We start from the raw sequence: 21,217 nt of genomic DNA on the forward strand, positions 1-21,217 counted from the left end.
CCAAGCCGCCAGGCCCATCTTGGTGCACCATTCCGGCGGTGTCTCTCTCCGCCGGGGTCTGACCCCAAAGGGAACTTCGGCGCCCCTCGCCGAGGGCTATTGCTGATTTTCCAGCCAGGCGATCAGCTCCGGCAGTTCCCTGATGTGCGCTAGGCGGTGGATGCCCGTCGGCAGGCCGACGTCGGCGCCGGCGATCCAGACCGCCTGCATGCCCAGGCGCCGGGCCGGCAGCACGTCCTCCTTCCACGAATCGCCCACGTGCAGTGCCTGCGACGGGGCCGTGCCCAGCCGGGACAGTGCCGCCAGGAAGGGGCGCGGGTCGGGCTTGGGGGCGAACATCTCGCCGGCGGCGATGGCCACCGGGAAATGACGGTGCAGCGCCAGGCGGCGGATGTCGACATTGCCGTTGGTGATGCTGGCCAACCGATAGCGTTTTCCCAGGGCCTCGAGCATCGGCTCCACCTCCGGGTGGGGTGAGACCTCGTGCCGCAGCGCCATGAAGCGCTGCATGCCCCGGGCGGCCCACAGGAGGGCGGCGCTGCGTGGCAGGCCATAGGCTTCCAGCAGCGCCGCCAGGGCGCGTTCGCGCAGCCAGCTGAAGTCGCCGCGTCGCAGCGGGTAGCGGCGGGCGAGGTCGAGGCGGCGGGCCTGGTAGGCGGCCAGCGGAAAGCGTTCGGCGAAGCGCTGTGCTGGGCATTCGCCGCGTCCGGCCAGCCACTCGGCCAGGGCGGCGTCGAGCCAGGCATAGTGCCCCGCCTCGGTGCGCTCCATCACCGCATGGTTGTCCCACAGGGTGTCGTCGAGGTCGAAGGTGATGGCCAGCAGGTTCACCGGGGTCATGGTGAGTCGCTCCCCTCGTCGGGCCGGCGCCGCGCCCGCGGGTGGGCAGCGTCGTAGCTGGCGGCGAGGTGCTGCCAGTCGAGCCGGGTATAGACCTGGGTGGTGGCCAGGTTGGCATGGCCGAGCAGTTCCTGGACCGCGCGCAGGTCCTGGCTCGACTCCAGCAGGTGGCTGGCGAAGGAGTGGCGCAGCCGGTGTGGATGGAGGTGCTCGGCGAGCCCCCGGGCTCGAGCCAGGTCGCTCAGGCGCTTCTGGATGGCGCGATGACCGAGGCGTGCGCCGCGGGCGCCGACGAACAGCGCCGGGTCGCCGGTGGTGGCCAACTGGCCGCGAACCTCGAGCCAGGCGTCCAGGGCCTGGCGCGCGCGGCTGCCCACCGGTACCTGGCGCGGCTTGCGACCCTTGCCGATCACCCGCACGCGCCGGGGCTGCAGGTCGCCGAGGTCGAGGGCGGCGAGTTCGGCCAGGCGCAGGCCACTGGAGTAGAACAGCTCCAGCATTGCCTGGTCGCGCACCGCCAGCGGCGAGCCGTCGTGGGGGGTGTCGAGGAAGCGCGCCAGCTGGTCGACGTCCAGCGGCTTCGGCAGGTGGCGGGGCTGGCGCGGGGCCCGGGTCAGGGTCACCGGGTTGTGTGCGAGGATGCCGGCCCGCAGCAGGTGCTCGGCGAGGCGCGAGATCGCCGCTCGGCGCCGGGCCAGGCTGCGCGGTGCCAGGCCGCGGCTCCGCTCGCCGCCGAGGAAGCGCCGCAGCAGGGTCACGTCGAGGCGGGCCCAGTCGTCGCACCCTCCCTGCTCGAGAAAGCCCGCCAGGGCCTCCAGGTCGCGACGGTAGGCATTCACCGTGGCCGGGCTGGCGGTGCGGGCCAATCCCGTCAGGAAGGCGTCGACCTCCCGCATCAGCGGATTCTCGATCTCGGCCCTAGCCATGAGAGAGGTGGGCCAGGCGCACCAGCAGGCGGGCGACCACGTCACCGACATACTCGGTGAACAGGGTGTCCATGCTGGCGCGGAAGTGGTCGGGGTCGGGGCTCGCCAGCACCAGGTAGCCCAGGGGTTCACCCAGGGTCAGCCGGGCGAGGGCGCAGGAACCGGCCTTGCGCGGTGCCGGCGCGTGGGGCAGCAGGCGCTTCCAGTCGGTGGGCGTGAGGCGCGTGCAGCGGCTGGCACGGCCATCGAGCAGCGCGGCGAGGCGCTGGCCGGCGTGGTCGTCGAGCACGTGGCGTGGCGGTAGGGGGGGGCGGGGCTCGCCATCGGTGAGGCTGGCCGGGCACCACAGCGCCACCGCCGAAGTGTGGAAGCGCTCGTTGAGCTGGGTGGCCAGCGCCTGGCCGAGGGCGTCGTTGTTCTCGGCCTCCAGCAGGGCCAGCACCAGCTCCCGGGTGCGGCGATACTGGGCCTCGTTGTGGCGGGCGGACTCGAGCAGCTGTTCCAGCCGCCACTCGGCCTGCTCGGCGCGGGCGCGCAGGTCATGGACCAGGCGCTCGAGCAGCGAGGTGGCGCCGCGAGCCTCCGGGTGCGGGACCCGGAGCTGCTGCAGCAGCCCCTCGCGACCGACGAAGAAGTCCGGGTGCCGGGCCAGCCACTGGGCCACCCGATCGGGGTCGAGGGTCTTGCGCGGTTCGGGGGCGGCACGGGTCATGGCGAACTCCTTGGGAAATGGCTTCAGCTCAGGGCAACGCGGCCGTCGAAGACGCGCACGGCGGGACCGGTCATGGCCAGGTGGGCGTCGCCGCCGGCCCACTCGATGCGCAGGTCGCCGCCGGGCAGGTGTACGGTGACCGGGCTCTCGAGCAGTCCCTGGCGAATGCCGCAGGCCACCGCGGCGCAGGCGCCGGTGCCGCAGGCGAGCGTCTCGCCGCTGCCCCGTTCATACACCCTGAGCCGGATCTCGTGGGGTGACACGATCTGCATGAAGCCGGCGTTGACCCGCCTGGGGAAGCGCGGGTGGGCCTCGATGGCCGGGCCCAGGCGCGCCACCGGTGCCGTGTCGACGTCCTCCACCCGCAGCACGGCATGGGGATTGCCCAGGGAGACCACGCCGATCTCGAGCCGTTCGCCCGCGACCTCGAGGGCATGGCGCAGGCGGTCCTCGGCGGCGTCGAACGGCAGGGCGGCGGGAGCGAAACGCGGCGTGCCCATGTCCACGGTGACCTGGCCGTCGTCCTCCACCCGCAGGGTCAGCGGGCCGCCGGCGGTCTCGACGCGGATCTCGTGCTTGTGGGTCAGCCGCTGGTCGCGCACGAAGCGGGCGAAGCAGCGGGCGCCGTTGCCGCAGTTCTCCACCTCGCTGCCGTCGGCATTGAAGATGCGGTAGCGGAAGTCCATGTCCGGGTCGCGGGGCGGCTCGACGACCAGCAGCTGATCGAAGCCGATGCCGAAGCGACGATCGGCGAGGCGGCGGATCTGGCCTTCCTCGAACCGGGCGCGTTGGGTGACCAGGTCGACCACCATGAAGTCGTTGCCGAGGCCATGCATCTTGGTGAAGTGCAGCAGCATCAGCGAGTCTCCTCCGGCAGCAGCGCCTCGTCCGCCCACAGCGCCTCGAGGCGCTCGCGGCGACGCACCAGGTGGATGGCCTCGCCGTCGACCATCACCTCGGCCGGGCGCGGTCGGCTGTTGTAGTTCGACGCCATGACGAAGCCGTAGGCCCCGGCGGAGCGTACCGCCAGCAGGTCGCCCTCGGCGATCGCCAGTTCGCGCCTCTTGCCCAGGAAGTCGCCGGTTTCGCAGACCGGGCCGACCACGTCGTAGGTGGCGGTGTCACGGGGCTGGCGGGTGTCCACCGGCAGGATCATCTGCCACGCCTGGTAGAGCGCGGGGCGGATCAGGTCGTTCATGCCGGCGTCGACGATGGCGAAGTTCTTGGTCTCGCCGGGCTTGAGGAACTCGACCCGGGTCAGCAGCACGCCGGCGTTGGCGGCGATCGAGCGACCCGGCTCGAACAGCAGGGTAAGCCGCTCGTTTCCTTCCCAGCGGGCGAGGCGCTCGAGCAGGGCGGTGGCGTAGTCGAAGGGTTGGGGCGGGCGCTCGTGGTGATAGGGCACGCCGAGGCCACCGCCCAGGTCCAAATGCTCGACCTCGATGCCGCGCTCGCGCAGCCGCTCGAGGAGCACCAGCAGCCGGTCGAGGGCGTCGAGGAAGGGCGAGAGCTCGGTGAGTTGGGAGCCGATGTGGCAGTCGAGGCCCACCACCTCGAGGTGGGGCAGGCCGGCGGCCAGCTCGTAGGCGGCCAGCGCCTCGTCCACCGCGATGCCGAACTTGTTGTCCTTGAGCCCGGTGGAGATGTAGGGGTGGGTGCCGGCGTCCACGTCCGGGTTGACCCGCAGCGACACCGGCGCCACCTTGCCGAGCCGCCCGGCCACGGCATCGAGCCGCTCGAGCTCCGGACGCGACTCGACGTTGAAGCACTTGATGCCGACCTGAAGCGCCCGGGCCATCTCCGCTTCCTGCTTGGCCACACCGGAGAAGACCACCTTGGCGGGGTCGCCGCCGGCGACCAGTACCCGCTCCAGCTCACCCACCGAGACGATATCGAAGCCGGCGCCCATCTGCGCCAGCAGGCCGAGTACCGCGAGGTTGGAGTTGGCCTTCACCGCGTAGCAGATCAGGTGAGGGTGGCTGCCGAGCGCCTCGGTGTAGGCGCGGAAGTGGCGCGCCAGAGTGGCCTTGGAGTAGACGTAGCAGGGCGTGCCGATCTCGTCGGCGATACGCGTCAGGGGCACTTCCTCGCCGTAGAGCACGCCGTCGCGGTATTCGAAATGATCCATGTCTAGCTCTCGTTGTCGGGGGTCGAGGCCGTATTGTCGTTGTCCCGGTCCGTCTCGCGGGGGCCGTAGCGCTCGGCCGCCGCCTCGTCATCGGGCAGGTAGAGCGGGCCCTTCTGGCCGCAGCCGGCCAGCGCCGCGCCCAGCATCAGGGCCAGCCCCAGGGCGGCGAGCCGGCCCATCAGGTGCCGCTCGCCAGGCCGGCCAGGGCGTCCCGGGCGCGCTGCGCCGCGGCGCGCACCTGGTCCGGCGCGGTGCCGCCGATATGGTTGCGCGCGGCCACCGAGCCCTCCAGGGTTAGCACCTCGAAGACGTCCGCCTCGATGACATCGGAAAACTGCCTGAGCTCCTCGAGGCTCATTTCGGAGAGGTCCTTCTTCTGGCGCAGGCCGTAGGCCACCGACTGGCCGACGATCTCGTGGGCGTCGCGGAAGGCCACGCCACGGCGTACCAGGTAGTCGGCGAGGTCGGTGGCGGTCGAGAAGCCGCGCCGGGCGGCCTCATGCATGTTCTCCGGGCGCGCCTCGATGGCGGGCACCATGTCGGCGAAGGCCTTGAGGCAGTCCTTGACGGTGTCCAGGGTGTCGAACAGCGGCTCCTTGTCCTCCTGGTTGTCCTTGTTGTAGGCCAGCGGCTGGGACTTCATCAGGGTCAGCAGCCCCATCAAATGGCCATAGACCCGGCCGGTCTTGCCGCGCACCAGCTCGGGCACGTCGGGATTCTTCTTCTGCGGCATGATCGACGAGCCGGTGCAGAAGCGGTCGGGCAGGTCGATGAAGTCGAACTGGGCGCTGGTCCACAGCACCAGCTCCTCGCTCATGCGCGACAGGTGCATCAGCAGCAGGCTGGCAAAGGCCGTGAACTCGATGGCGAAGTCGCGATCGCTCACCGCGTCGAGCGAGTTCTCCGCCGGGCGCTCGAAACCGAGCAGCTCGGCGGTGACGTGACGGTCGATGGGGTAGGTGGTGCCGGCCAGCGCCGCGGCCCCCAGCGGCAGCACGTTGACCCGGCGGCGGCAGTCGAGCAGCCGCTCGTGGTCGCGGGCCAGCATCTCCTGCCAGGCCAGCAGGTGGTGGCCGAAGGTCACCGGCTGGGCGGTCTGCAGGTGGGTGAAGCCGGGCATGATGGTGTCGGCCTCGCGCTCGGCCAGCGTGATCAGCCCGTCGCGCAGGCGGGCGAGTTCCCCGGCGACCCGGTCGATCTCGTCACGCAGGAACAGGCGGATGTCGGTGGCCACCTGGTCGTTGCGCGAACGCCCGGTGTGCAGCTTCTTGCCGGTGATGCCGATCTTCTCGGTGAGCCGCGCCTCGATGTTCATGTGCACGTCCTCGAGCTGCACCGACCACTCGAAGGTGCCGGCCTCGATCTCGTCGCGGATCTCGCCGAGCCCGGCGACGATGGCGTCACGCTCCTCGTCGGTGAGCACCCCCACCCGGGCCAGCATGGTGGCGTGGGCGACGGAGCCCTGGATGTCGTGGAGGGCGAGGCGTCGGTCGAAGTCGACCGAGGCGGTGAAGCGCGCGACGAAGGCGTCGGTGGGCTCGTTGAAGCGGCCGCCCCAGGACTGGTTGGTGCTGTCGTTCGTCGGACTTGGGCTCATCGGGCTGGGCATCCTGCATGGCTGTGCGGTGAGTGGGGTGCCGGTCGCAGCGCCGCCGTGAGCGCGCTGCCGGGACATGGCTGGAAGTGTACCAGAGTCGGCGGGGCTGGCGAGGGGCGCGGCCCGCCGGGGTGTGGCGAAAGGTCACGATTTTTCCTGCCCCGCCGGGTGCTTTATGATGAAGGCAGTCTGCATCACCGCCGCCGGCCGCCAGGGCGGCACCATCTGCTGAGCAGGGTCACCCGGCAGGGCCCGGCACCATGGAGAACCTCGTGCACGCCATCACCACGCTGCGTATCGCCACCCGCAAGAGTCAACTGGCCCTGTGGCAGGCCGAACATGTCCGTGACCGCCTGATGGCGGCGCATCCCGGGCTGGAGGTGGAGCTGGTGGCCATGGCCACCCGCGGTGACAAGATCCTCGACACCCCGCTCGCCAAGGTCGGCGGCAAGGGCCTGTTCGTCAAGGAGCTCGAGGAGGCCATGCTCGATGGCCGCGCCGACATCGCCGTGCACTCCATGAAGGACGTGCCGATGCACTTCCCCGAAGGGCTCGGCCTGTCGGTGATCCTCGAGGGCGCCGAGCCCACCGATGCCTTCATTTCCAACCACTATGCCTCCCTGGACGAGCTGCCCGAGGGCGCGCGTGTCGGCACCTCGAGCCTGCGCCGCGGCCTGCAGGTGAAGGAGGCGCGCCCCGACCTCGAGATCCTCAGCCTGCGCGGCAACGTCCAGACGCGGTTGGGCAAGCTGGACGACGGCGAGTTCGACGCCATCCTGCTGGCCACTTCCGGCCTGCGACGCCTGGGGCTGGATGACCGCATCACCCTGGAGCTGCCGCCGGAGGTCTGCCTGCCGGCCTGTGGCCAGGGGGCACTGGGCATCGAGTGCCGCATGCACGACGCCGAGTTGATCTCGCTGCTGGCCCCCCTGGATGACCCGATCACCGCCACCCGGGTGCGCGCCGAGCGCGCCATGAACACCCGCCTGGAGGGGGGCTGTCAGGTGCCCATCGCCGGCCACGCCATCCTCGAGGACGATGGCCAGACCCTCTGGCTGCGCGCGCTGGTGGGCAACCCCGACGGCACCCAGGTGCTGCGTGCCGAGGGGCGGGGGTCGCTGCACGAGCCCGAGGCGCTGGGCATCCGGGTCGCCGAGGAGCTGCTCGACCAGGGGGCCGGCGAGATTCTCGCCGAGGTCTACGGCGCCGGTTGATGGCGACCCGGCCGGTTCTGATCAGCCGCCCCGGTGCCCGGGGCGAGGTACTGGCAGACGCCATCGAGGCCGCCGGCTGGGCGGTGGAGCGGCTCGAGGCGATGCGCCTCGAGCCGCTGCCGGAGACCCCGGCAATCCGCGCGGCCTGGCTGGACATCGATCACTTCCACAAGGTGGTGGTGGTGAGCCCCTTCGCCGCCGAGTGCCTCGCCGAGGCGCTCGACCGCTACTGGCCGCAGCTGCCGATGGGCCTGGTCTTCTACGCGGTAGGGGCCGCCACCGCCACTGCCCTGCATGAGCGGCTCGGCGTGCGGGTTCGCCTGCCTCCCGCGGGGGCCGGCGAGGACACCAGCGAGGCATTGCTGGCGCTCGGCTCGTTGCAACGGCTCGACGACCAGAAGGTGCTGCTGGTGGCGGGCGAGGGTGGACGCCCCCTGCTCGCCGAGACCCTGGCGTCCCGCGGCGCCCGGGTGACCCGTCTCGCGGTCTACCGGCGCCAGCCGCTCGACCCCGCGCCGGCCCTGCGGCAGCGACTGGCCCGGGGTGACTATCGGGCTCTGGTGGTCAGCAGCGGAGAAATCCTCGAACATCTGGCAAGATGGTGTGGTGACGCCGCTTTGAACCAACCGCTAATCGTTTCCAGCGCCAGGTTGGCTACACTGGCCGGCACACTGGGGTTTCGTGCCCCCGTCGTGGCGCCCGGTGCCACGCCGACCGCGCTCGCGGCGGCGGTGGCCGACGCCTGCGACCCGGAGGATGCCGATGACGATCAAGACGATCTCGAAAAGGGCTAGCGACAGATGAGCAAGCAATCAAACGACCAGGACGACCAGCAGAAACCGTCCGACGCAGCCCAGGGCGGCGCGGAATCGACGACTCCGGGCAGCGAGGCCGAGACGGCAGGCAAGGGCCGCTCGCGCCGCCGCGGCAAGCGGCAGCCGCCGGCTGCCGCTGCCCAAGGTGCCTCCTCCTCCTCGACGGCCGCCGACAGCCGTGTGGCGGCCGGGTCGGACAAGGCCGCCGGGGACACGAAACCCGGGCAGGCGACTCCCGCCGCCGCGAGTTCGGCGACCGGCGCCAGGGGCGCCGTCGAGGACAAGCCGACCGACAAGCCAGCGGATGCCAAGGCAACGGCCAAGTCCGCCGCTGATGCCGGTGCCGGCAAGGAGGCGCCGAAGCCCGGCGGCGGCGGGACGGGTGGCGGCGCCAAGACGCCCGCCCCGGCCGGCGGCTCGGGTGACGGCAGGCGTGGTGGCAAGGCCGGCCTGTTGGCCCTGGTGCTGGTGATCGTGCTGGCGGTCGCCGTGGGCCTGTTCGGCTGGCAGGCCTGGCAGAGGTTCGATGCGCAGGAGCAGCGCCTCGCCGAGCTGGCGTCGCAGACGGCGAGTCGGGCCGCCCTGTCGGAGCTGGAGAGTCGCCTCGACGCGGGCGAGAGCGAACGCGAGGCGGCGCTGGAGAGCGTCCTCGGCGAGCTGCGCGACGAGTTCGCCAGCTATCGCGGCGAGGTGGATGACACCCTGGACCAGGTGCTCGCCGAACTCGCCAGCGAGCAGGAGACCGACGAGCGTGACTGGCTGCACGCCGAGGCCGCCTACCTGCTGCGCCTGGCCAACCAGCGCCTGCAACTGGAGCGCGATGTCCAGGGCGCCGCTGCCCTACTGCGTACCGCCGACAACCGCCTGCGCGAGGCCGACAACCCGGCCCTGATGCCGGTGCGCCGCGAGATCGCCGCCGAGCTGGCCGCACTGGCCGCGGTGCCGCAGGTGGACCGCACCGGCCTGTGGCTGTCGCTCAACGCCCAGCAGGAGCAGATCGCTCGCCAGCCGCTGGGCCAGGACATCGAGGAACAGGTCGCCCGCTCCAGTCTCGAGGAGGCGCCCAGCGGCGGCTGGCAGCAGCAGCTGTCGCGCTTCGGTCAGGAGCTCCGGTCGCTGGTCACCGTGCGCCATCACGACGAGGCGCTCGAGGCGCTGATCACCCCGGAACAGGAGTCCTACCTGCGCCAGAGCGTGCGCCTGGTGCTGGAGCAGGCCCAACTGGCACTGCTCAAGGAGGAGCAGGCGCTCTATGAGGCCAGCCTCGACAAGGCGCTGACCCTGATCAACGGCTACTACGATACCGATGCCAGCGGCGTGCGAGCGGTGGTCTCGCGCCTCGAGGCGCTCAAGGGGGAGGCGATCCGTCCCGAACTCCCCGACATCAGCGGTTCCCAGCAGGCCCTGGCCGGCTTCATCGAGCGTCGCTTCGAGTCGCGCAGCGCCAGTCAGGGCAACGGCGCCCGGGGAGATGACGCATGAGAAAGCTGATCCTGATCGTCGTCCTGGGCCTGGCGCTCGGTGCGCTGCTCGGCCAGCTGATGATGTCGGTCCCTGGCTACTGGCTGGTGCGGGTGGGCGACACCTCGTTCCAGACCTCCTTCTGGTTCGGCCTGATCGTCCTGCTGGCGGCCTTCCTGGTGCTGCACTTCGGGCTGCGCGTGCTGATGCGCCTCAGCCGGCCGATGAGCCGCTTCAAGGTGTGGAACAGTCGCACCCGCAACCGCAACGCCATGAAGCGCACCGTGCGTGGCCTGGTGGCACTGGCCGAGGGGCGCTGGAAGCGGGCCGAGAAGTCGCTGGTCAAGGCCGCCGACGACTCCAGCACGCCGCTGGTCAACTACCTCTCGGCGGCGCTGGCCGCCCATTACCAGGGGCGCTACGACCAGGCCGATACCCTGCTCAAGCGCGCCCAGCTGAGCACCGAGGGCGCCGACACGGCGGTGGGCATGATGCAGGCCCAGCTGATGCTCGACCGCCAGCAGTACGAGGAGGCGCTGGCGATCCTCACCCGCCTCGACCGCCAACTGCCCAACCATCCCCAGGTGCTCAAGCAGCTCAAGCAGGCTTATCTCAGCGTCAGCGACTGGGATGGCCTGCGCCGGCTGATGCCCCGCCTCGGTGCTCAGCAGCTGATCTCCCGCGAGGAGCGCGAGCAGCTCGAGCTGCGCGCCTACCGCGAGCTGATCATCCGCGAGGCGCGCGAGGGCGGCGACATCGAGCGGGTGCGTAACCTCTGGGCCGACATGCCCGATCACCTGCGCAGCCACATCGAGCTGATCGTGCTCTATGCCGAGGCGCTGGTACGGGGCAACCAGGAGTCCATCGCCGAACGGTTGTTGCGCCACTCCCTCAAGGAGCACTGGGACAGTCGCCTGGTATTGCGCTACGGCCTGCTCAACGTGGATGCGGCACGCCAGCTGGTCTACGCCGAGAAGTGGCTGCAGGAGCGGCCCAACGACCCGGACCTGCTGCTCACCCTGGGACGGCTGTCGCTGCGCAACGCCTACTGGGCCAAGGCCCAGGAGTACTTCGAGGCGAGTCAGCGCCAGCGTCCCAGCGGTGTGGTCTGCGCCGAGCTGGCGCGGCTCTACGCCAATCTCGGCGAGCACAACAAGAGCCAGCTCTACTACCGCCAGAGCGTCGAGCTGCTCGACAAGTCGCTGCCCTCGCTGCCCCAGCCCAGCGAGCCGGATGAGGGCGGCAAGTCCCGGGCCAAGGCGAAGGAGGGTGGCCGCCAGGCCTGAGCGGGCCTTCGTCGTCCTCTCCCACCAGTGATTCCTCTTCCTCGGGGCGCCTTTCGGCGCCCCTTTTGCTGTTGGACGTCTCGTATCCAGGTCTTAGCGCTTTTTGTATACCAAAGTCGTATCCTGCATGTTGTCCAAATGGTCAAGAATTGCCTACCCTGTGGTCGTGACCCGAAGGGCGATCTCCATGTGATGCCGCCTTCGGGACTTTCAACAACGCGACTCGACAACAACAATGGGCCCTACCATGGAACAGACTTCAACAGTCCCGTCAGAACGTTATGCCGAAGGTGGCGAGGAACACTGGATCGGACGCTACTTCGGTGTGCGCCGCCGCGGGTCTTCCTTGCGTACCGAAGTGCTGGCTGGTGTCGCCACTTTCCTGGCATCGATGTATATCATCGTGGTCAACCCGGCCATCCTCAGCGATGCCGGCATTCCCTTCTCCGCGGCCCTCTCGGCCACCGTGCTGATCAGCTTCATGAGCAGCCTCGCCATGGGGCTCTACGCCCGCAACCCCATCCTGGTGGCGCCGGGCATGGGCATGAACGCCCTGTTCACCTACACCCTGGTGCTGGGGGCCGGCCTCTCCTGGGAGGTGGCACTGGGCTGCGTGTTCTGGTCCGGTGTGCTGTTCGCCACCCTGGCCATGTTCAACGTGCGCAAGGCGATCATCGAGGCGATCCCGGCGTCGCTGCGCTATGCCATCACCTGCGGCATCGGTCTCTTCATCACCTTCATCGGCTTCAAGAACGCCGGCTTCATCGTCGGCAGCGAGGCGACCCTGGTGACCCTGGGGAGCTTCGACGCCAGCCTGCTGATCTTCTTCGTCGGCATGATGGCCACCGCGATCATGGTGGTGTTGCGCTTCAACGGCGCGCTGATCCTGGGCATCGCCCTGACCACCCTGCTGGCCGCGCCCATGGGGCGGCTGTGGGGCGAGGAGGTGATGGTGCAGTGGAGCGGTCTGGCCGCCTGGCCCGACTTCAGCGCGGTGATGCAGGTGGACATCTGGGGCGCATTGAAGGTGGCTTACCTGCCGTTCATCTTCGTCATGCTGTTCACCAACTTCTTCGATGCGCTCTCCTGCTTCATGGCGCTCTCCGAGTCGGCCGATCTCAAGGACAAGGACGGCAACCCGCGCAATCTCAAGCGCTCCATGACCGTGGACGCCTTCGCCTCGATGATCGCCGCGCCGCTCGGCACCAGCGCCGCCCAGACCTTCATCGAGTCCGGCGCCGGGGTCGCCCAGGGCGGGCGCACCGGCCTGGTGGCGGTGACCATCGCGCTGCTCTTCCTGCCGTTCCTGTTCCTCTCGCCGCTGCTGTCGCTGGTGCCGGGCATCGCCACGGCGCCGGCGCTGGTACTGGTGGGGCTGTTCATGCTGGCGCCGGTGTCGAAGATCGACTGGGCCCGGGCCGACGAGGCCTTCCCGGCCTTCCTGGCGATCATCCTGATGCCGCTGACCTATTCGATCACCCTGGGGATCGCCTTCGGTTTCCTCAGCTTCGTGGCGATCAAGCTGTGTACCGGCCGTCTCGAGGCGATCAAGCCGGCGATGTGGGTCTCGGCGGCACTCAGCGTGGTGATGCTGGCGACCACACACTGATCACGCCGGAGCGTCCGCTCCGCCACGACAGCGGGGCTGCCATCTGGCAGCCCCGCTGTCGTGGGAGAGGCGCTGGCCTCAGTCCTCGTCGTAGTCGCCCTTGAACTCGGGGTTGGGCTTGGCGCGCGGGTCGTCCTCGGCCTCGCGGCTGCTCTCGCCGGAGCGGGGCTGGCCGCCGGGGCGGCCATCGATATCGAAGGGCTGCTTCATCAGGCGCAGGTTGGCCGGCGGGGCCTCGCCCTCCTTGCCCACCCCGAAGTAGAGGGTGGTATGGGGGAAGGGGATCTCGATGCCCTTGGCGTCGAAGTGCAGCTTGACCAGGCGGTTGAAGGCGCGTCCGGTGGCCCATTGGGTGCCCGGGGTGGTCTTGATGCGCACGCGGATGTTCACCGAGCTGTCGCCCAGGCCGGTCACGCCGGCGACCTCCAGCGGGGCGAGGATGTTCATCTTGTGGTCCTCGTCGGCCGCCAGCTCGTCGAAGGCCTCGCGCAGCGCCACGATGGCCTCGTCGATGCTCTCGCGATAGGCGATGCCGTACTCGCCGACGTGGTAGCCGAACTCGCGCATGTAGTTGGAGACGGTGTCGACGCTGGAGAAGGGCACGATGTGGTAGGTGCCGTTGAGGTCGCGGATGCCCACCGAGCGGATGCTGAGCCGCTCGGCGGTACCGGTGATGCCGCCCACGGTGACCACGTCGCCGGTGTTCATGGCGTTCTCGACCTGGATGAAGATGCCGGTGATGATGTCTTGCACCAGCTTCTGGGCGCCGAAGCCGATGGCCAGGCCCAGCACGCCGGCACCGGCGATCAGCGGGCCGATGTTGATGCCGATCTCGGCCAGTACGATCATCGCCGTCATGGTGATCAGGGCGATCGCCAGGGCGTTGCGGAACAGGGTCAGCAGGGTCTTGGCGCGGGCGTCGGGCTCGCCGGTGCCGGTCTCGGGATTGAGCTTGTGCTCGATCAGGCTGGCCAGTGTCAGCCAGGCGGCGATGGCGACTACCAGGATCGTCGCCACGCTGACCAGCTTGCCGACCAGGCCGCGGCCGGCCTCGGAGGCGTACCAGGCCATCAGGTCGAAGGCGCCCCAGGCGTTGAGCACCAGCATGATCACCACGATCAGGATGAGCGTGCGGATCACCCGCAGGGCGTTGGGCACATAGCGGTTGAGGCGTGGCTCGAGCAGCGGCAGCTTGCGCCGCAGGTCCTCGGATAGGGTGATGCGCCGGCCGATGGTCTGGGTCAGGAAGCTGGAGAGCAGCATGCCCACCAGCACCGCGGCCAGGGTCTTGAGGGTGGCGACGAGCACGAAGGGCAAGGCATCGGCCGGTCGGGTCAGGGTCAGCACCAGCACCATGACGAAATAGGCCAGGGCGAACAGGTGCCAGGTGCGAGCGAACAGCTGCAGCGAGACCCGGGTGGCGGCCATGGTCGCCTGGTCGGCCTTGGTGTTGATGGCGTCGCGCAGGCGCAGGCGGTTCTTGAGTACCACGGCCACGGCATAGAGGAAGGCGCCGAACATGATCAGGGTGCCGACGCTCTGGCCCAGGGCCGGCGACACATAGGCGTTGATCAGCGGTACCACCACCATCAGGCCATAGCCCACCAGGCCGATCAGCCGGGCGATCCAGCGATTCCAGTAACTGGCCTCCTGCGAGGTGATGGGCAGCAGGCGCAGCCCCTCGTAGCGGGAGGCGAACAGCATGCGCACCGCGGCCTTGAGCAGCTCGATCACCAGGAAAGCGTTGAGGAACAGCGAGGCGCGGGTGGAGAGCTCGCCGGTCTCGCCGATGGCGAAGGTGGCGATCAGGTTGCCGCCCAGGTAGGCGAGTGCCACCACCAGCGCATCGACCACGGCGGCCAGCGCCACGCAGATCACCAGCCGCAGTATCGGGGTCATGCCCTCGCCGTTCAGCGACCACTGGCTGATGCCGGTGAACAGCGGCCTGGCCAGGCGACGGAAGCCGACGAACAGGGCGAAGGTGGCCAGGATCACCAGGCCCAGGTTGATGGTGGCGCTGGTGAAGGCGGCCAGGTCAAAGGCACTGTCCAGGTCGCCGGTGAACAGCCCCCGCAGGGTGGCCAGAACCTGGTCGAACTGGGTGCCGATGTCACTGGCCACCCGGCTGGTGACCTCGGCCAGCTGGCGCGGCAACGACCGCTGTTCCTCGGCCGGCGGGGGCGGCGGTTCGGCGACCCTCTCGCCGGCCAGGCCCCGCAGCTGGTCGATGAGTTGCTGGCGCGACTGCTCATCCTCGAGGAGGTCGGCCAGGGTGGAGTGGGCCGGCGGTTCGCCGCCGTCGGCCTGCTGGGCCTGGGCTTGAGAGAGGGGGGCGAACGCCATCAGGGCGATCAGCAGCCCACCGAGGAGCAGGAAAAGGGCGCGCAGTGGATTCACGCTGTGACCTCCGTTTCTGGGCGTGGTAGCGAGGGGCATCAGGGCGTCACGGTCGAGGATGGACCCCGTGCGTCGGGCTGACGCCATGCCCCAGCATGATACGGGCTTTGGGTGCTGGCCACGACCGAGGCAAGCGAGACCCATCGCAGCACCATCATGTACGATATTTGTACAATAACAGAGGTGGGTGTCACTATTGTAGTGTCGTCGTCCCCGGCGGATTCCCTGCCAAGGGCATGCGATACTCTGGGACCGCTCCCGACCGGGGGGCGCTTTTCGTGGCGGGTGTCGAGGCAGGGAGGCGTGCATGACGATCGGCCTGACGGGACTGTTGCTGGTGGCCGGCGGGGGTGCCCTGGGCGGTATGGGACGCCTGGCCCTTGCCAGCCTGGTGGCCCGCCACCTGGGCGCCGGCTTTCCCTGGGGCACCCTGGCGGTCAATCTCAGCGGTGCGCTGCTGATGGGATTGCTGGCGGGCGTGCTGGGGCCGCCGACCCCTGGTGGCGCCGGGCCGGTCTGGCAGTTGCTGGCGATCGGGCTGCTCGGGGGCTATACCACGGTGTCGTCGCTCAGCCTGCAGACCCTGACGCTGTGGCAGCAGGGACGCACGCACGCCGCCCTCGCCAATCTGCTGGCGACGCTCGTGGTGGGCCTGCTGGCACTCGTGTTCGGCAGGTGGCTGGCGCTGGTCTGGTGGTCGCCATGAGTGGCGGCATGACCGCCTGGCCTGCCTATCTCGCGGTGGGGCTCGGCAGCGCCCTGGGGACCTCGCTGCGCTACCTGGTCGCGCTGGCGATGGCGGGTAGCGCCGCCCCCGCCTTTCCCTGGGCGACCCTGGCGGTGAATGCGCTCGGTTCCTGGCTGATCGCCGCTTTCGCCGCCTACGCCGCGCGGCGCACCAGCGGGCGAGTGGCGCGCTGGCAACCCTTCCTGGTGGCCGGCTTCTGCGGTGGCTTCACCACCTTCTCGCTGTTCGGGTTCGAGACGCTCCGGCTGCTCGAGCAGGGCAGGGCGGGCCTGGCGCTCACCTATGTGCTGCTCAGCGTGGTGCTCTGGCTGGCGGGGGCCTGGTCGGGCCATCGCGTCGGGCACCGCGCCGCGACGCGGGCCTGACGCCATCTGCCTATCGGACGGGGGCGGGCTCAGCCCTTGCGGCTTCGCTTGCCGGCCTTGCCGCCGCCAGCGGTGGCGGTCGCTGCCGGCTCGGCCACGGCGCCGCCGTGGCCACGCCCTTCTTCCTGGAAGTGCGCCCGTACCAGGGCCAGCAGCCCCTGGGTCGAGGCATCGAAGTCCTGGCTGTGCTCGTCGATGCGTTCGCTGATCTCGCCGGCGATGCGCTTGCCGAGCTGCACGCCCCACTGGTCGAAGGAGTTGATGTTCCAGATCACCCCCTGGACGAACACCTTGTGCTCGTAGAGCGCGATCAGGGCACCGAGATTCTTCGGCGTCAGCTCGTCGAGCAGCAGCACGCTGGAAGGGCGGTTGCCGGGGCAGCTGTAGGGGTCGAGCCGGCTGCCGCTCTGGCTGCCCTCCATGAAGGCGTTGGCCTGGGCCAGCATGTTGGTGAGCAGGGCGAAGTGATGGTCTTCCACCCCCGGCTCGGGCTTCAGCGAGGCGATGAAGTCGATGGGCACGTAGCGGGTGCCCTGGTGCAGCAGCTGGAAGAAGGCGTGCTGGCCGTTGGAGCCGGTCTGCCCCCAGACGATGGGGCCGGTCTTGTAGTCCACCGGGTGGCCGAAGATGTCCACCGACTTGCCGTTGGACTCCATGTCGAGCTGCTGGAGGAAGGAGGGCAGCTGATGCAGCGCCTGGTCGTAGGGCACGATGGCCTGGGTCTCGGCGCCGACGAAATTGATGTACCAGATGCCGATCAGCGCCATCAGCACCGGCATGTTCTCGCGGAAGGGCGCGGTCAGGAAGTGCTGGTCCATCTCGTAGGCGCCCTCGAGCATCTCGATGAAGCCGTCGAAGCCGATGGAGAGCGCGATGGGCAGGCCGATCGACGACCACATCGAGTAACGCCCGCCGACCCAGGCCCAGAACTCGAAGACGTTCTCCTCGCGGATGCCGAACTCCATCGCCGCCTGGCGGTTGGTGGAGGCGGCGATGAAGTGGGCGCCGACGTCGGCGTCCTCGCCGGCATTGTCGAGGAACCAGCGGCGCGCGGTCTTGGCGTTGAGCAGCGTCTCCTGGGTGGAGAAGGTCTTGGTCGAGACGATGAACAGGGTGGTGGCCGGGTCGAGGCGCTTGAGCACCTTCTGGATATGGGCGCCGTCGACGTTGGAGACGAAATGGAAGTTGAGCTCCGGGTGGCGGTACTTGAGCAGCGCCCGGCTGGCCATGTTGGGGCCCAGGTCGGATCCGCCGATGCCGATGTTGACCACGTCCTTGATGCGCTCGCCGCTGTAGCCCTTCCACTCGCCGCTGCGCACGGCCTCGGAGAATGCCCGGATCTGCTCGCGGGTGCGCTGGATCTCCGGCATCACGTCCTGGCCGTCGACCATCAGCGGTCCCTCGCCCTGGTTGCGCAGGGCGGTATGCAGCACCGGGCGGTTCTCGGTGACGTTGATGATGTCGCCGGAGAACATCTGGGCGCGGCGCTGCACCAGCGCCGAGTGGTCGGCCAGCTCGAGCAGCTTGTCGAGCACGGCGCCCGAGATGGCGTGCTTGGAGTAGTCGAGGAACAAGCCGCCGACGCGCAGGCTCATCTTCTCGAAGCGCTGCGGGTCGGCGGTGAAGTAGTCGCGGATACGGTCGTCGGCGGTCTGCTCGTGCAGGCGCGTCAGGGCCTGCCAGGTGACGCTGCGGGTGAGCTGGAACATGGTGGCCTCACATCTCGTGGCGTTATGCGTTGTCGTAATAAGGGTGTCATTCGCCGGTGCGGCTGGCGACCCAGGCCCCGGCATCGGGAACGGCCATCTCGTAGGCCTGGGTGAGCCAGGGCGAGCTGATCAGGAAGTCGGCGCTGGCCGCGTTGCAGGCCACCGGGATGTTCCACAGGGCGGCCAGGCGCAGCAGCGCCTTGACGTCGGGGTCGTGGGGCTGGGGGGCGAAGGGATCCCAGAAGAAGATCAGCAGGTCGAGCTTCTGCTCGGCGATCAGGCCGCCGATCTGTTGATCGCCGCCCAGCGGGCCGCTCATCAGCCCGGTCACCGGCAGCGCCAGGGTGTCCGAGACGCGCCGGGCGGTGGTGCCGGTGCCGATCAGCTCGTGATCGGCCAGGGTCTCGCGCCAGCGCGCGGCCCACTCCAGCAACTCCTCCTTCTTGCCGTCGTGGGCGATCAGCGCGATGCGCTTGCGCGCCGGCAGGGTGCGGCGCACGCTGCGCCGCGGGCGTGGGTCAGTCATGGTCTCCCACCTCGAGGATCTTCAGGGTGTTGGTCCCGCCATGGGCGTTCATGTGATCGCCCCGGGTCAGGATGACATGATCCCCGGGCTCGGCAATGCCTTTCTCCACCAGCAGCGCCAGCGCCCGGTCGTTGACCTCGGTGGGTGCCATCTCGCTGGTGTCGAAGGGCAGCGAGACCACGCCGCGGTAGAGCGCCATGCGCCGCTGGGCGATGGGGCTGTGGCCGAGGCCGACGATCGGCAGCCCCGAGCGGATCCGCGAGGCGATCAGCGGCGTGTAGCCGGAGGCGGTCATGCAGGCGATGGCGGCCACCCCGGCGAGGTGGTTGGCGGCGTACATCGCCGACAAGGCGATGGTCTCGTCGATCTGGGTGAAGCCCTCGTGGATGCGGTGCCCGGACTCCTGGGCGATGCGCTCGCGCTCGGCGCCCAGGCAGACCCGGTCCATGGCCTCGATGGTCTCCACCGGGAAGTCGCCGGCGGCGGTCTCGGCCGAGAGCATCACCGCGTCGGTGCCGTCGAGCACGGCGTTGGCGACGTCGAACACCTCGGCGCGGGTGGGCAGCGGCGATTCGATCATCGACTCCATCATCTGGGTGGCGGTGATCACCGCGCGGTTCAGGGCCCGGGCGCGCTTGATGATGCGCTTCTGGATGCCGATCAGCTGGGCGTCGCCGATCTCCACGCCGAGGTCGCCGCGCGCCACCATCACCGCCTCGCTGGCCTCGATGATGCCGTCGAGGGTCGCCGCGTCGGCCACTGCCTCGGCGCGCTCGAGCTTGGCCACCAGGCCGATCTCCTTGCCGGCATCTCCCAGTAGTTCCCGAGCTTCGCGCATGTCGGCGGCGGAGCGCGGGAAGGACACCGCGAGATAATCCACGCCGATGGCGATCGCGGTCTGCAAGTCGGCGCGGTCCTTGTCGGTGAGCGCCGGGGCCGAGAGCCCGCCGCCCTGCTTGTTGATGCCCTTGTTGTTGGAGAGCTTGCCGCCGACCGCCACGCGGGTGTGGATCTCGCGGCCCCTCACCGCATCGACGTCGAGCACCAGGCGGCCGTCGTCGAGCAGCAGGCGGTCGCCGGGGGCGACATCGTCGGCCAGGGTCTTGTAGTCGCAGCCGACGCGCTCGACGGAGCCTTCATCGCTGCCCAACGCCATATCGAGGATGAAGGGTGCGCCCTCCTCGAGGGTCACCGCACCGTCGCGAAAGCGGGCGATGCGGATCTTGGGCCCCTGCAGGTCGCCCAGGGCGGCGACGCTGCGGCCCTGGCGGTCGGCGATCTCGCGCACCGCCGCGAGGCGACGGCGGTGGTCGTCGGGCGCGCCGTGGGAGAAGTTGAGGCGCACCACGTCGACGCCGGCGGTGATCATCGCCTCCAGCACGCCGTCGCGGTCGCTGGCCGGGCCCAGCGTGGCGACGATCTTGGTGCGGCGGATGGGATCGTGAAGCGGTGTGCTCGACATGGCGGGCTCCTCCGGTGGGCGGTGTTGTTGTGGGGCTACGATAGCGTCTTTCTGGTAAGTTTACTACATAAAGGCGCATCATGATGCTGCAAGGCCTCTGTGGGATCATGCAGATGAATCGAGGCATCAGATCGAACTTCATCCGCGTGGTGCGGCATTGCGGGGATATCTGTGGCTTGGCCATGGCAGAACCATATGTTGTAAAGTTACTAAAAAGTACTTGAGTCTTTTTGTTGGGTGGTCCACATTGAGGGGCAGAATGAGCCGCAGGCCGTCACGCAGGGACGAGATCGACGCCGGTCGCCAAGCCTGGATGCCTCCGCCAATCGGCTCAGCCACGACCCACCAGAACGCCACTGGAGCGAGAGGAAACGCCATGACGCTCAAGATCGCCATCAACGGCTTCGGCCGCATCGGCCGCAACGTGCTTCGCGCCCTGTACGAGAACGGCTACCGCAACCGCGTGAAGGTGGTCGCCATCAACGACCTGGGTGATCCGGCCCTCAACGCTCACCTGCTGCGCCACGACACCGTGCATGGCCACTTCCCCTTCAAGGTGGAGCACGACGAGGAGAGCCTCAGCGTCGACGGTGACCGCATCGCCATCCTCTCCGAGCGCGACCCGGCCGCCCTGCCCTGGAAGACGTTGGGTGTCGACCTGGTGATGGAGTGCACCGGCCTGTTCACCAAGCGGGACGCGGCCGCCAAGCATCTCGAGGCCGGTGCCCAGCGGGTACTGATCTCCGCCCCGAGCCCGGACGCCGACGCCACCGTGGTCTATGGGGTCAACGAGGACGTGCTGACCGCCGAGCACAAGGTGGTCTCCAACGCCTCCTGCACCACCAACTGCCTGGCGCCGGTGGCCAAGGCACTGAATGACAGCGTGGGCATCGAGAACGGCCTGATGACCACGGTGCACGCCTACACCAACGACCAGAACCTGTCCGACGTCTACCACAGCGACCCCTACCGGGCGCGCAGTGCCACCCATTCGATGATCCCCACCAAGACCGGGGCCGCCGCCGCTGTGGGCCTGGTGCTGCCCGAGCTGGCCGGCAAGTTCGACGGCCTGGCGGTGCGGGTGCCGGTGATCAACGTCTCCCTGGTCGACCTGGTGTTCACCGCCGGTCGCGACACCACCAAGGAGGAGATCAACGCCATCGTCGCCAAGGCCGCCGAGGCATCCAAGGTGCTGGCGGTCAACGCCCAGCCGCTGGTCTCCATCGACTTCAACCACGACGCCAACTCCTCCACCTTCGACGCCAACCATACCCGGGTGAACGGTCGCCTGGTCAAGGTGATGGCCTGGTACGACAACGAGTGGGGGTTCTCCAACCGCATGCTGGACACCGCCCTGGCCATGCAGGCGGTGAGCGACGCCAAGCGCGAAGCGGCCTGATCGCCTGACTTGACCCGGCCAGC

18 protein-coding genes and 1 pseudogene are annotated in these 21,217 nt (G+C 69.2%); 8 read left to right on the forward strand and 11 right to left on the reverse strand.

Features of this window, described 5'->3' with window-relative positions:
* Nucleotides 1-96: 96 nt before the first annotated feature.
* The 7 genes and pseudogenes from AC5W54_RS01815 to argH form a co-directional block, all read right to left on the reverse strand.
* A complete protein-coding gene (locus tag AC5W54_RS01815) occupies nucleotides 97-840 on the reverse strand; it encodes an HAD family hydrolase (RefSeq protein WP_495960359.1) in 744 nt (247 codons plus the stop codon).
* Entirely contained in the window at nucleotides 837-1,736 is a 900-nt protein-coding gene (locus AC5W54_RS01820) for a tyrosine recombinase XerC (RefSeq protein WP_495960360.1), read from the reverse strand. Before AC5W54_RS01820 ends, AC5W54_RS01815 begins: the two co-directional genes overlap by 4 nt.
* Nucleotides 1,737-1,758: 22 nt before the next feature.
* Nucleotides 1,759-2,478, reverse strand: a complete 720-nt coding sequence (locus AC5W54_RS01825) for a DUF484 family protein (protein ID WP_495960361.1) — start codon at nucleotides 2,476-2,478, stop codon at nucleotides 1,759-1,761.
* A gap of 23 nt (nucleotides 2,479-2,501) precedes the next feature.
* On the reverse strand, nucleotides 2,502-3,335 hold the full coding sequence (gene dapF / locus AC5W54_RS01830) for a diaminopimelate epimerase (RefSeq protein WP_495960362.1): 834 nt from the start codon (nucleotides 3,333-3,335) through the stop codon (nucleotides 2,502-2,504).
* Entirely contained in the window at nucleotides 3,335-4,606 is a 1,272-nt protein-coding gene (lysA, locus tag AC5W54_RS01835) for a diaminopimelate decarboxylase (RefSeq protein ID WP_495960363.1), read from the reverse strand. Before lysA ends, dapF begins: the two co-directional genes overlap by 1 nt.
* A gap of 62 nt (nucleotides 4,607-4,668) precedes the next feature.
* Nucleotides 4,669-4,785, reverse strand: a pseudogene (gene lptM / locus AC5W54_RS01840) (LPS translocon maturation chaperone LptM); the annotation flags it as partial.
* The gene (argH, locus tag AC5W54_RS01845) at nucleotides 4,785-6,203 is read right to left on the reverse strand and encodes an argininosuccinate lyase (protein ID WP_495960364.1); all 1,419 of its coding nucleotides are present in this window, start codon (nucleotides 6,201-6,203) and stop codon (nucleotides 4,785-4,787) included. The pseudogene lptM and the gene argH, both read right to left, overlap by 1 nt.
* A 272-nt stretch (nucleotides 6,204-6,475) precedes the next feature.
* Here argH and hemC point away from each other — a divergent pair, with 272 nt between their 5' ends.
* From hemC to AC5W54_RS01870, 5 genes are all read left to right on the forward strand, one after another.
* Nucleotides 6,476-7,417, forward strand: a complete 942-nt coding sequence (gene hemC, locus AC5W54_RS01850) for a hydroxymethylbilane synthase (RefSeq protein ID WP_495960365.1) — start codon at nucleotides 6,476-6,478, stop codon at nucleotides 7,415-7,417.
* Nucleotides 7,417-8,211 carry a uroporphyrinogen-III synthase gene (locus AC5W54_RS01855; protein WP_495960366.1) on the forward strand — a complete coding sequence of 265 codons (795 nt, stop codon included), beginning with the start codon at nucleotides 7,417-7,419 and terminating at the stop codon, nucleotides 8,209-8,211. Before hemC ends, AC5W54_RS01855 begins: the two co-directional genes overlap by 1 nt.
* 6 nt (nucleotides 8,212-8,217) lie before the next feature.
* Nucleotides 8,218-9,714 (forward strand): uroporphyrinogen-III C-methyltransferase, encoded by a 1,497-nt coding sequence (locus AC5W54_RS01860; protein ID WP_495960367.1) that lies wholly within the window; start codon nucleotides 8,218-8,220, stop codon nucleotides 9,712-9,714.
* On the forward strand, nucleotides 9,711-10,979 hold the full coding sequence (locus AC5W54_RS01865) for a heme biosynthesis HemY N-terminal domain-containing protein (RefSeq protein WP_495960368.1): 1,269 nt from the start codon (nucleotides 9,711-9,713) through the stop codon (nucleotides 10,977-10,979). The genes AC5W54_RS01860 and AC5W54_RS01865 overlap by 4 nt, the downstream gene beginning before the upstream one ends.
* A 247-nt stretch (nucleotides 10,980-11,226) precedes the next feature.
* Nucleotides 11,227-12,588, forward strand: a complete 1,362-nt coding sequence (locus AC5W54_RS01870) for an NCS2 family permease (protein ID WP_495960369.1) — start codon at nucleotides 11,227-11,229, stop codon at nucleotides 12,586-12,588.
* 78 nt (nucleotides 12,589-12,666) lie between these two features.
* On the opposite strand, the gene ybiO is transcribed toward AC5W54_RS01870, so the two are convergent.
* The gene (gene ybiO, locus AC5W54_RS01875) at nucleotides 12,667-14,985 is read right to left on the reverse strand and encodes a mechanosensitive channel protein (protein ID WP_495960370.1); all 2,319 of its coding nucleotides are present in this window, start codon (nucleotides 14,983-14,985) and stop codon (nucleotides 12,667-12,669) included.
* Nucleotides 14,986-15,292: 307 nt separating this feature from the next.
* On the opposite strand from ybiO, the gene AC5W54_RS01880 reads away from it, so the two are divergent.
* Together AC5W54_RS01880 and crcB are read left to right on the forward strand one after the other, a co-directional pair.
* Nucleotides 15,293-15,691 carry a fluoride efflux transporter FluC gene (locus tag AC5W54_RS01880; RefSeq protein ID WP_495960371.1) on the forward strand — a complete coding sequence of 133 codons (399 nt, stop codon included), beginning with the start codon at nucleotides 15,293-15,295 and terminating at the stop codon, nucleotides 15,689-15,691.
* 8 nt (nucleotides 15,692-15,699) lie between these two features.
* Nucleotides 15,700-16,098, forward strand: a complete 399-nt coding sequence (crcB, locus tag AC5W54_RS01885; RefSeq protein WP_495960372.1) for a fluoride efflux transporter CrcB — start codon at nucleotides 15,700-15,702, stop codon at nucleotides 16,096-16,098.
* Nucleotides 16,099-16,127: 29 nt separating this feature from the next.
* On the opposite strand, the gene pgi is transcribed toward crcB, so the two are convergent.
* The 3 genes from pgi to pyk are packed head-to-tail and all read right to left on the reverse strand — an operon-like array spanning nucleotide 16,128 to nucleotide 19,795.
* A complete protein-coding gene (pgi, locus tag AC5W54_RS01890) occupies nucleotides 16,128-17,807 on the reverse strand; it encodes a glucose-6-phosphate isomerase (protein ID WP_495960373.1) in 1,680 nt (559 codons plus the stop codon).
* Nucleotides 17,808-17,853: 46 nt separating this feature from the next.
* A complete protein-coding gene (locus AC5W54_RS01895) occupies nucleotides 17,854-18,333 on the reverse strand; it encodes a methylglyoxal synthase (protein WP_495960374.1) in 480 nt (159 codons plus the stop codon).
* Nucleotides 18,326-19,795, reverse strand: coding sequence for a pyruvate kinase (gene pyk / locus AC5W54_RS01900; protein WP_495960375.1), 1,470 nt, complete (start codon nucleotides 19,793-19,795; stop codon nucleotides 18,326-18,328). The genes AC5W54_RS01895 and pyk overlap by 8 nt, the downstream gene beginning before the upstream one ends.
* 376 nt (nucleotides 19,796-20,171) lie before the next feature.
* Here pyk and gap point away from each other — a divergent pair, with 376 nt between their 5' ends.
* The gene (gene gap, locus AC5W54_RS01905; RefSeq protein WP_495960376.1) at nucleotides 20,172-21,194 is read left to right on the forward strand and encodes a type I glyceraldehyde-3-phosphate dehydrogenase; all 1,023 of its coding nucleotides are present in this window, start codon (nucleotides 20,172-20,174) and stop codon (nucleotides 21,192-21,194) included.
* Nucleotides 21,195-21,217: the final 23 nt, after the last annotated feature.

Source organism: Halomonas sp. LMYGS-3, assembly GCF_059509875.1.

Bases quoted from the DNA above. Each gene is read 5' to 3' on its own strand.
- AC5W54_RS01820 (WP_495960360.1), bottom strand. From the start codon at position 1,736: ATGCGGGAGGTCGACGCCTTCCTGACGGGATTGGCCCGCACCGCCAGC.
- pyk (WP_495960375.1), bottom strand. From the start codon at position 19,795: ATGTCGAGCACACCGCTTCACGATCCCATCCGCCGCACCAAGATCGTC.
- AC5W54_RS01815 (WP_495960359.1), bottom strand. From the start codon at position 840: ATGACCCCGGTGAACCTGCTGGCCATCACCTTCGACCTCGACGACACC.
- pgi (WP_495960373.1), bottom strand. From the start codon at position 17,807: ATGTTCCAGCTCACCCGCAGCGTCACCTGGCAGGCCCTGACGCGCCTG.
- AC5W54_RS01825 (WP_495960361.1), bottom strand. From the start codon at position 2,478: ATGACCCGTGCCGCCCCCGAACCGCGCAAGACCCTCGACCCCGATCGG.
- dapF (WP_495960362.1), bottom strand. From the start codon at position 3,335: ATGCTGCTGCACTTCACCAAGATGCATGGCCTCGGCAACGACTTCATG.
- AC5W54_RS01865 (WP_495960368.1), top strand. From the start codon at position 9,711: ATGAGAAAGCTGATCCTGATCGTCGTCCTGGGCCTGGCGCTCGGTGCG.
- gap (WP_495960376.1), top strand. From the start codon at position 20,172: ATGACGCTCAAGATCGCCATCAACGGCTTCGGCCGCATCGGCCGCAAC.
- lysA (WP_495960363.1), bottom strand. From the start codon at position 4,606: ATGGATCATTTCGAATACCGCGACGGCGTGCTCTACGGCGAGGAAGTG.
- AC5W54_RS01870 (WP_495960369.1), top strand. From the start codon at position 11,227: ATGGAACAGACTTCAACAGTCCCGTCAGAACGTTATGCCGAAGGTGGC.
- AC5W54_RS01895 (WP_495960374.1), bottom strand. From the start codon at position 18,333: ATGACTGACCCACGCCCGCGGCGCAGCGTGCGCCGCACCCTGCCGGCG.
- crcB (WP_495960372.1), top strand. From the start codon at position 15,700: ATGACCGCCTGGCCTGCCTATCTCGCGGTGGGGCTCGGCAGCGCCCTG.
- argH (WP_495960364.1), bottom strand. From the start codon at position 6,203: ATGAGCCCAAGTCCGACGAACGACAGCACCAACCAGTCCTGGGGCGGC.
- AC5W54_RS01880 (WP_495960371.1), top strand. From the start codon at position 15,293: ATGACGATCGGCCTGACGGGACTGTTGCTGGTGGCCGGCGGGGGTGCC.
- AC5W54_RS01855 (WP_495960366.1), top strand. From the start codon at position 7,417: ATGGCGACCCGGCCGGTTCTGATCAGCCGCCCCGGTGCCCGGGGCGAG.
- AC5W54_RS01860 (WP_495960367.1), top strand. From the start codon at position 8,218: ATGAGCAAGCAATCAAACGACCAGGACGACCAGCAGAAACCGTCCGAC.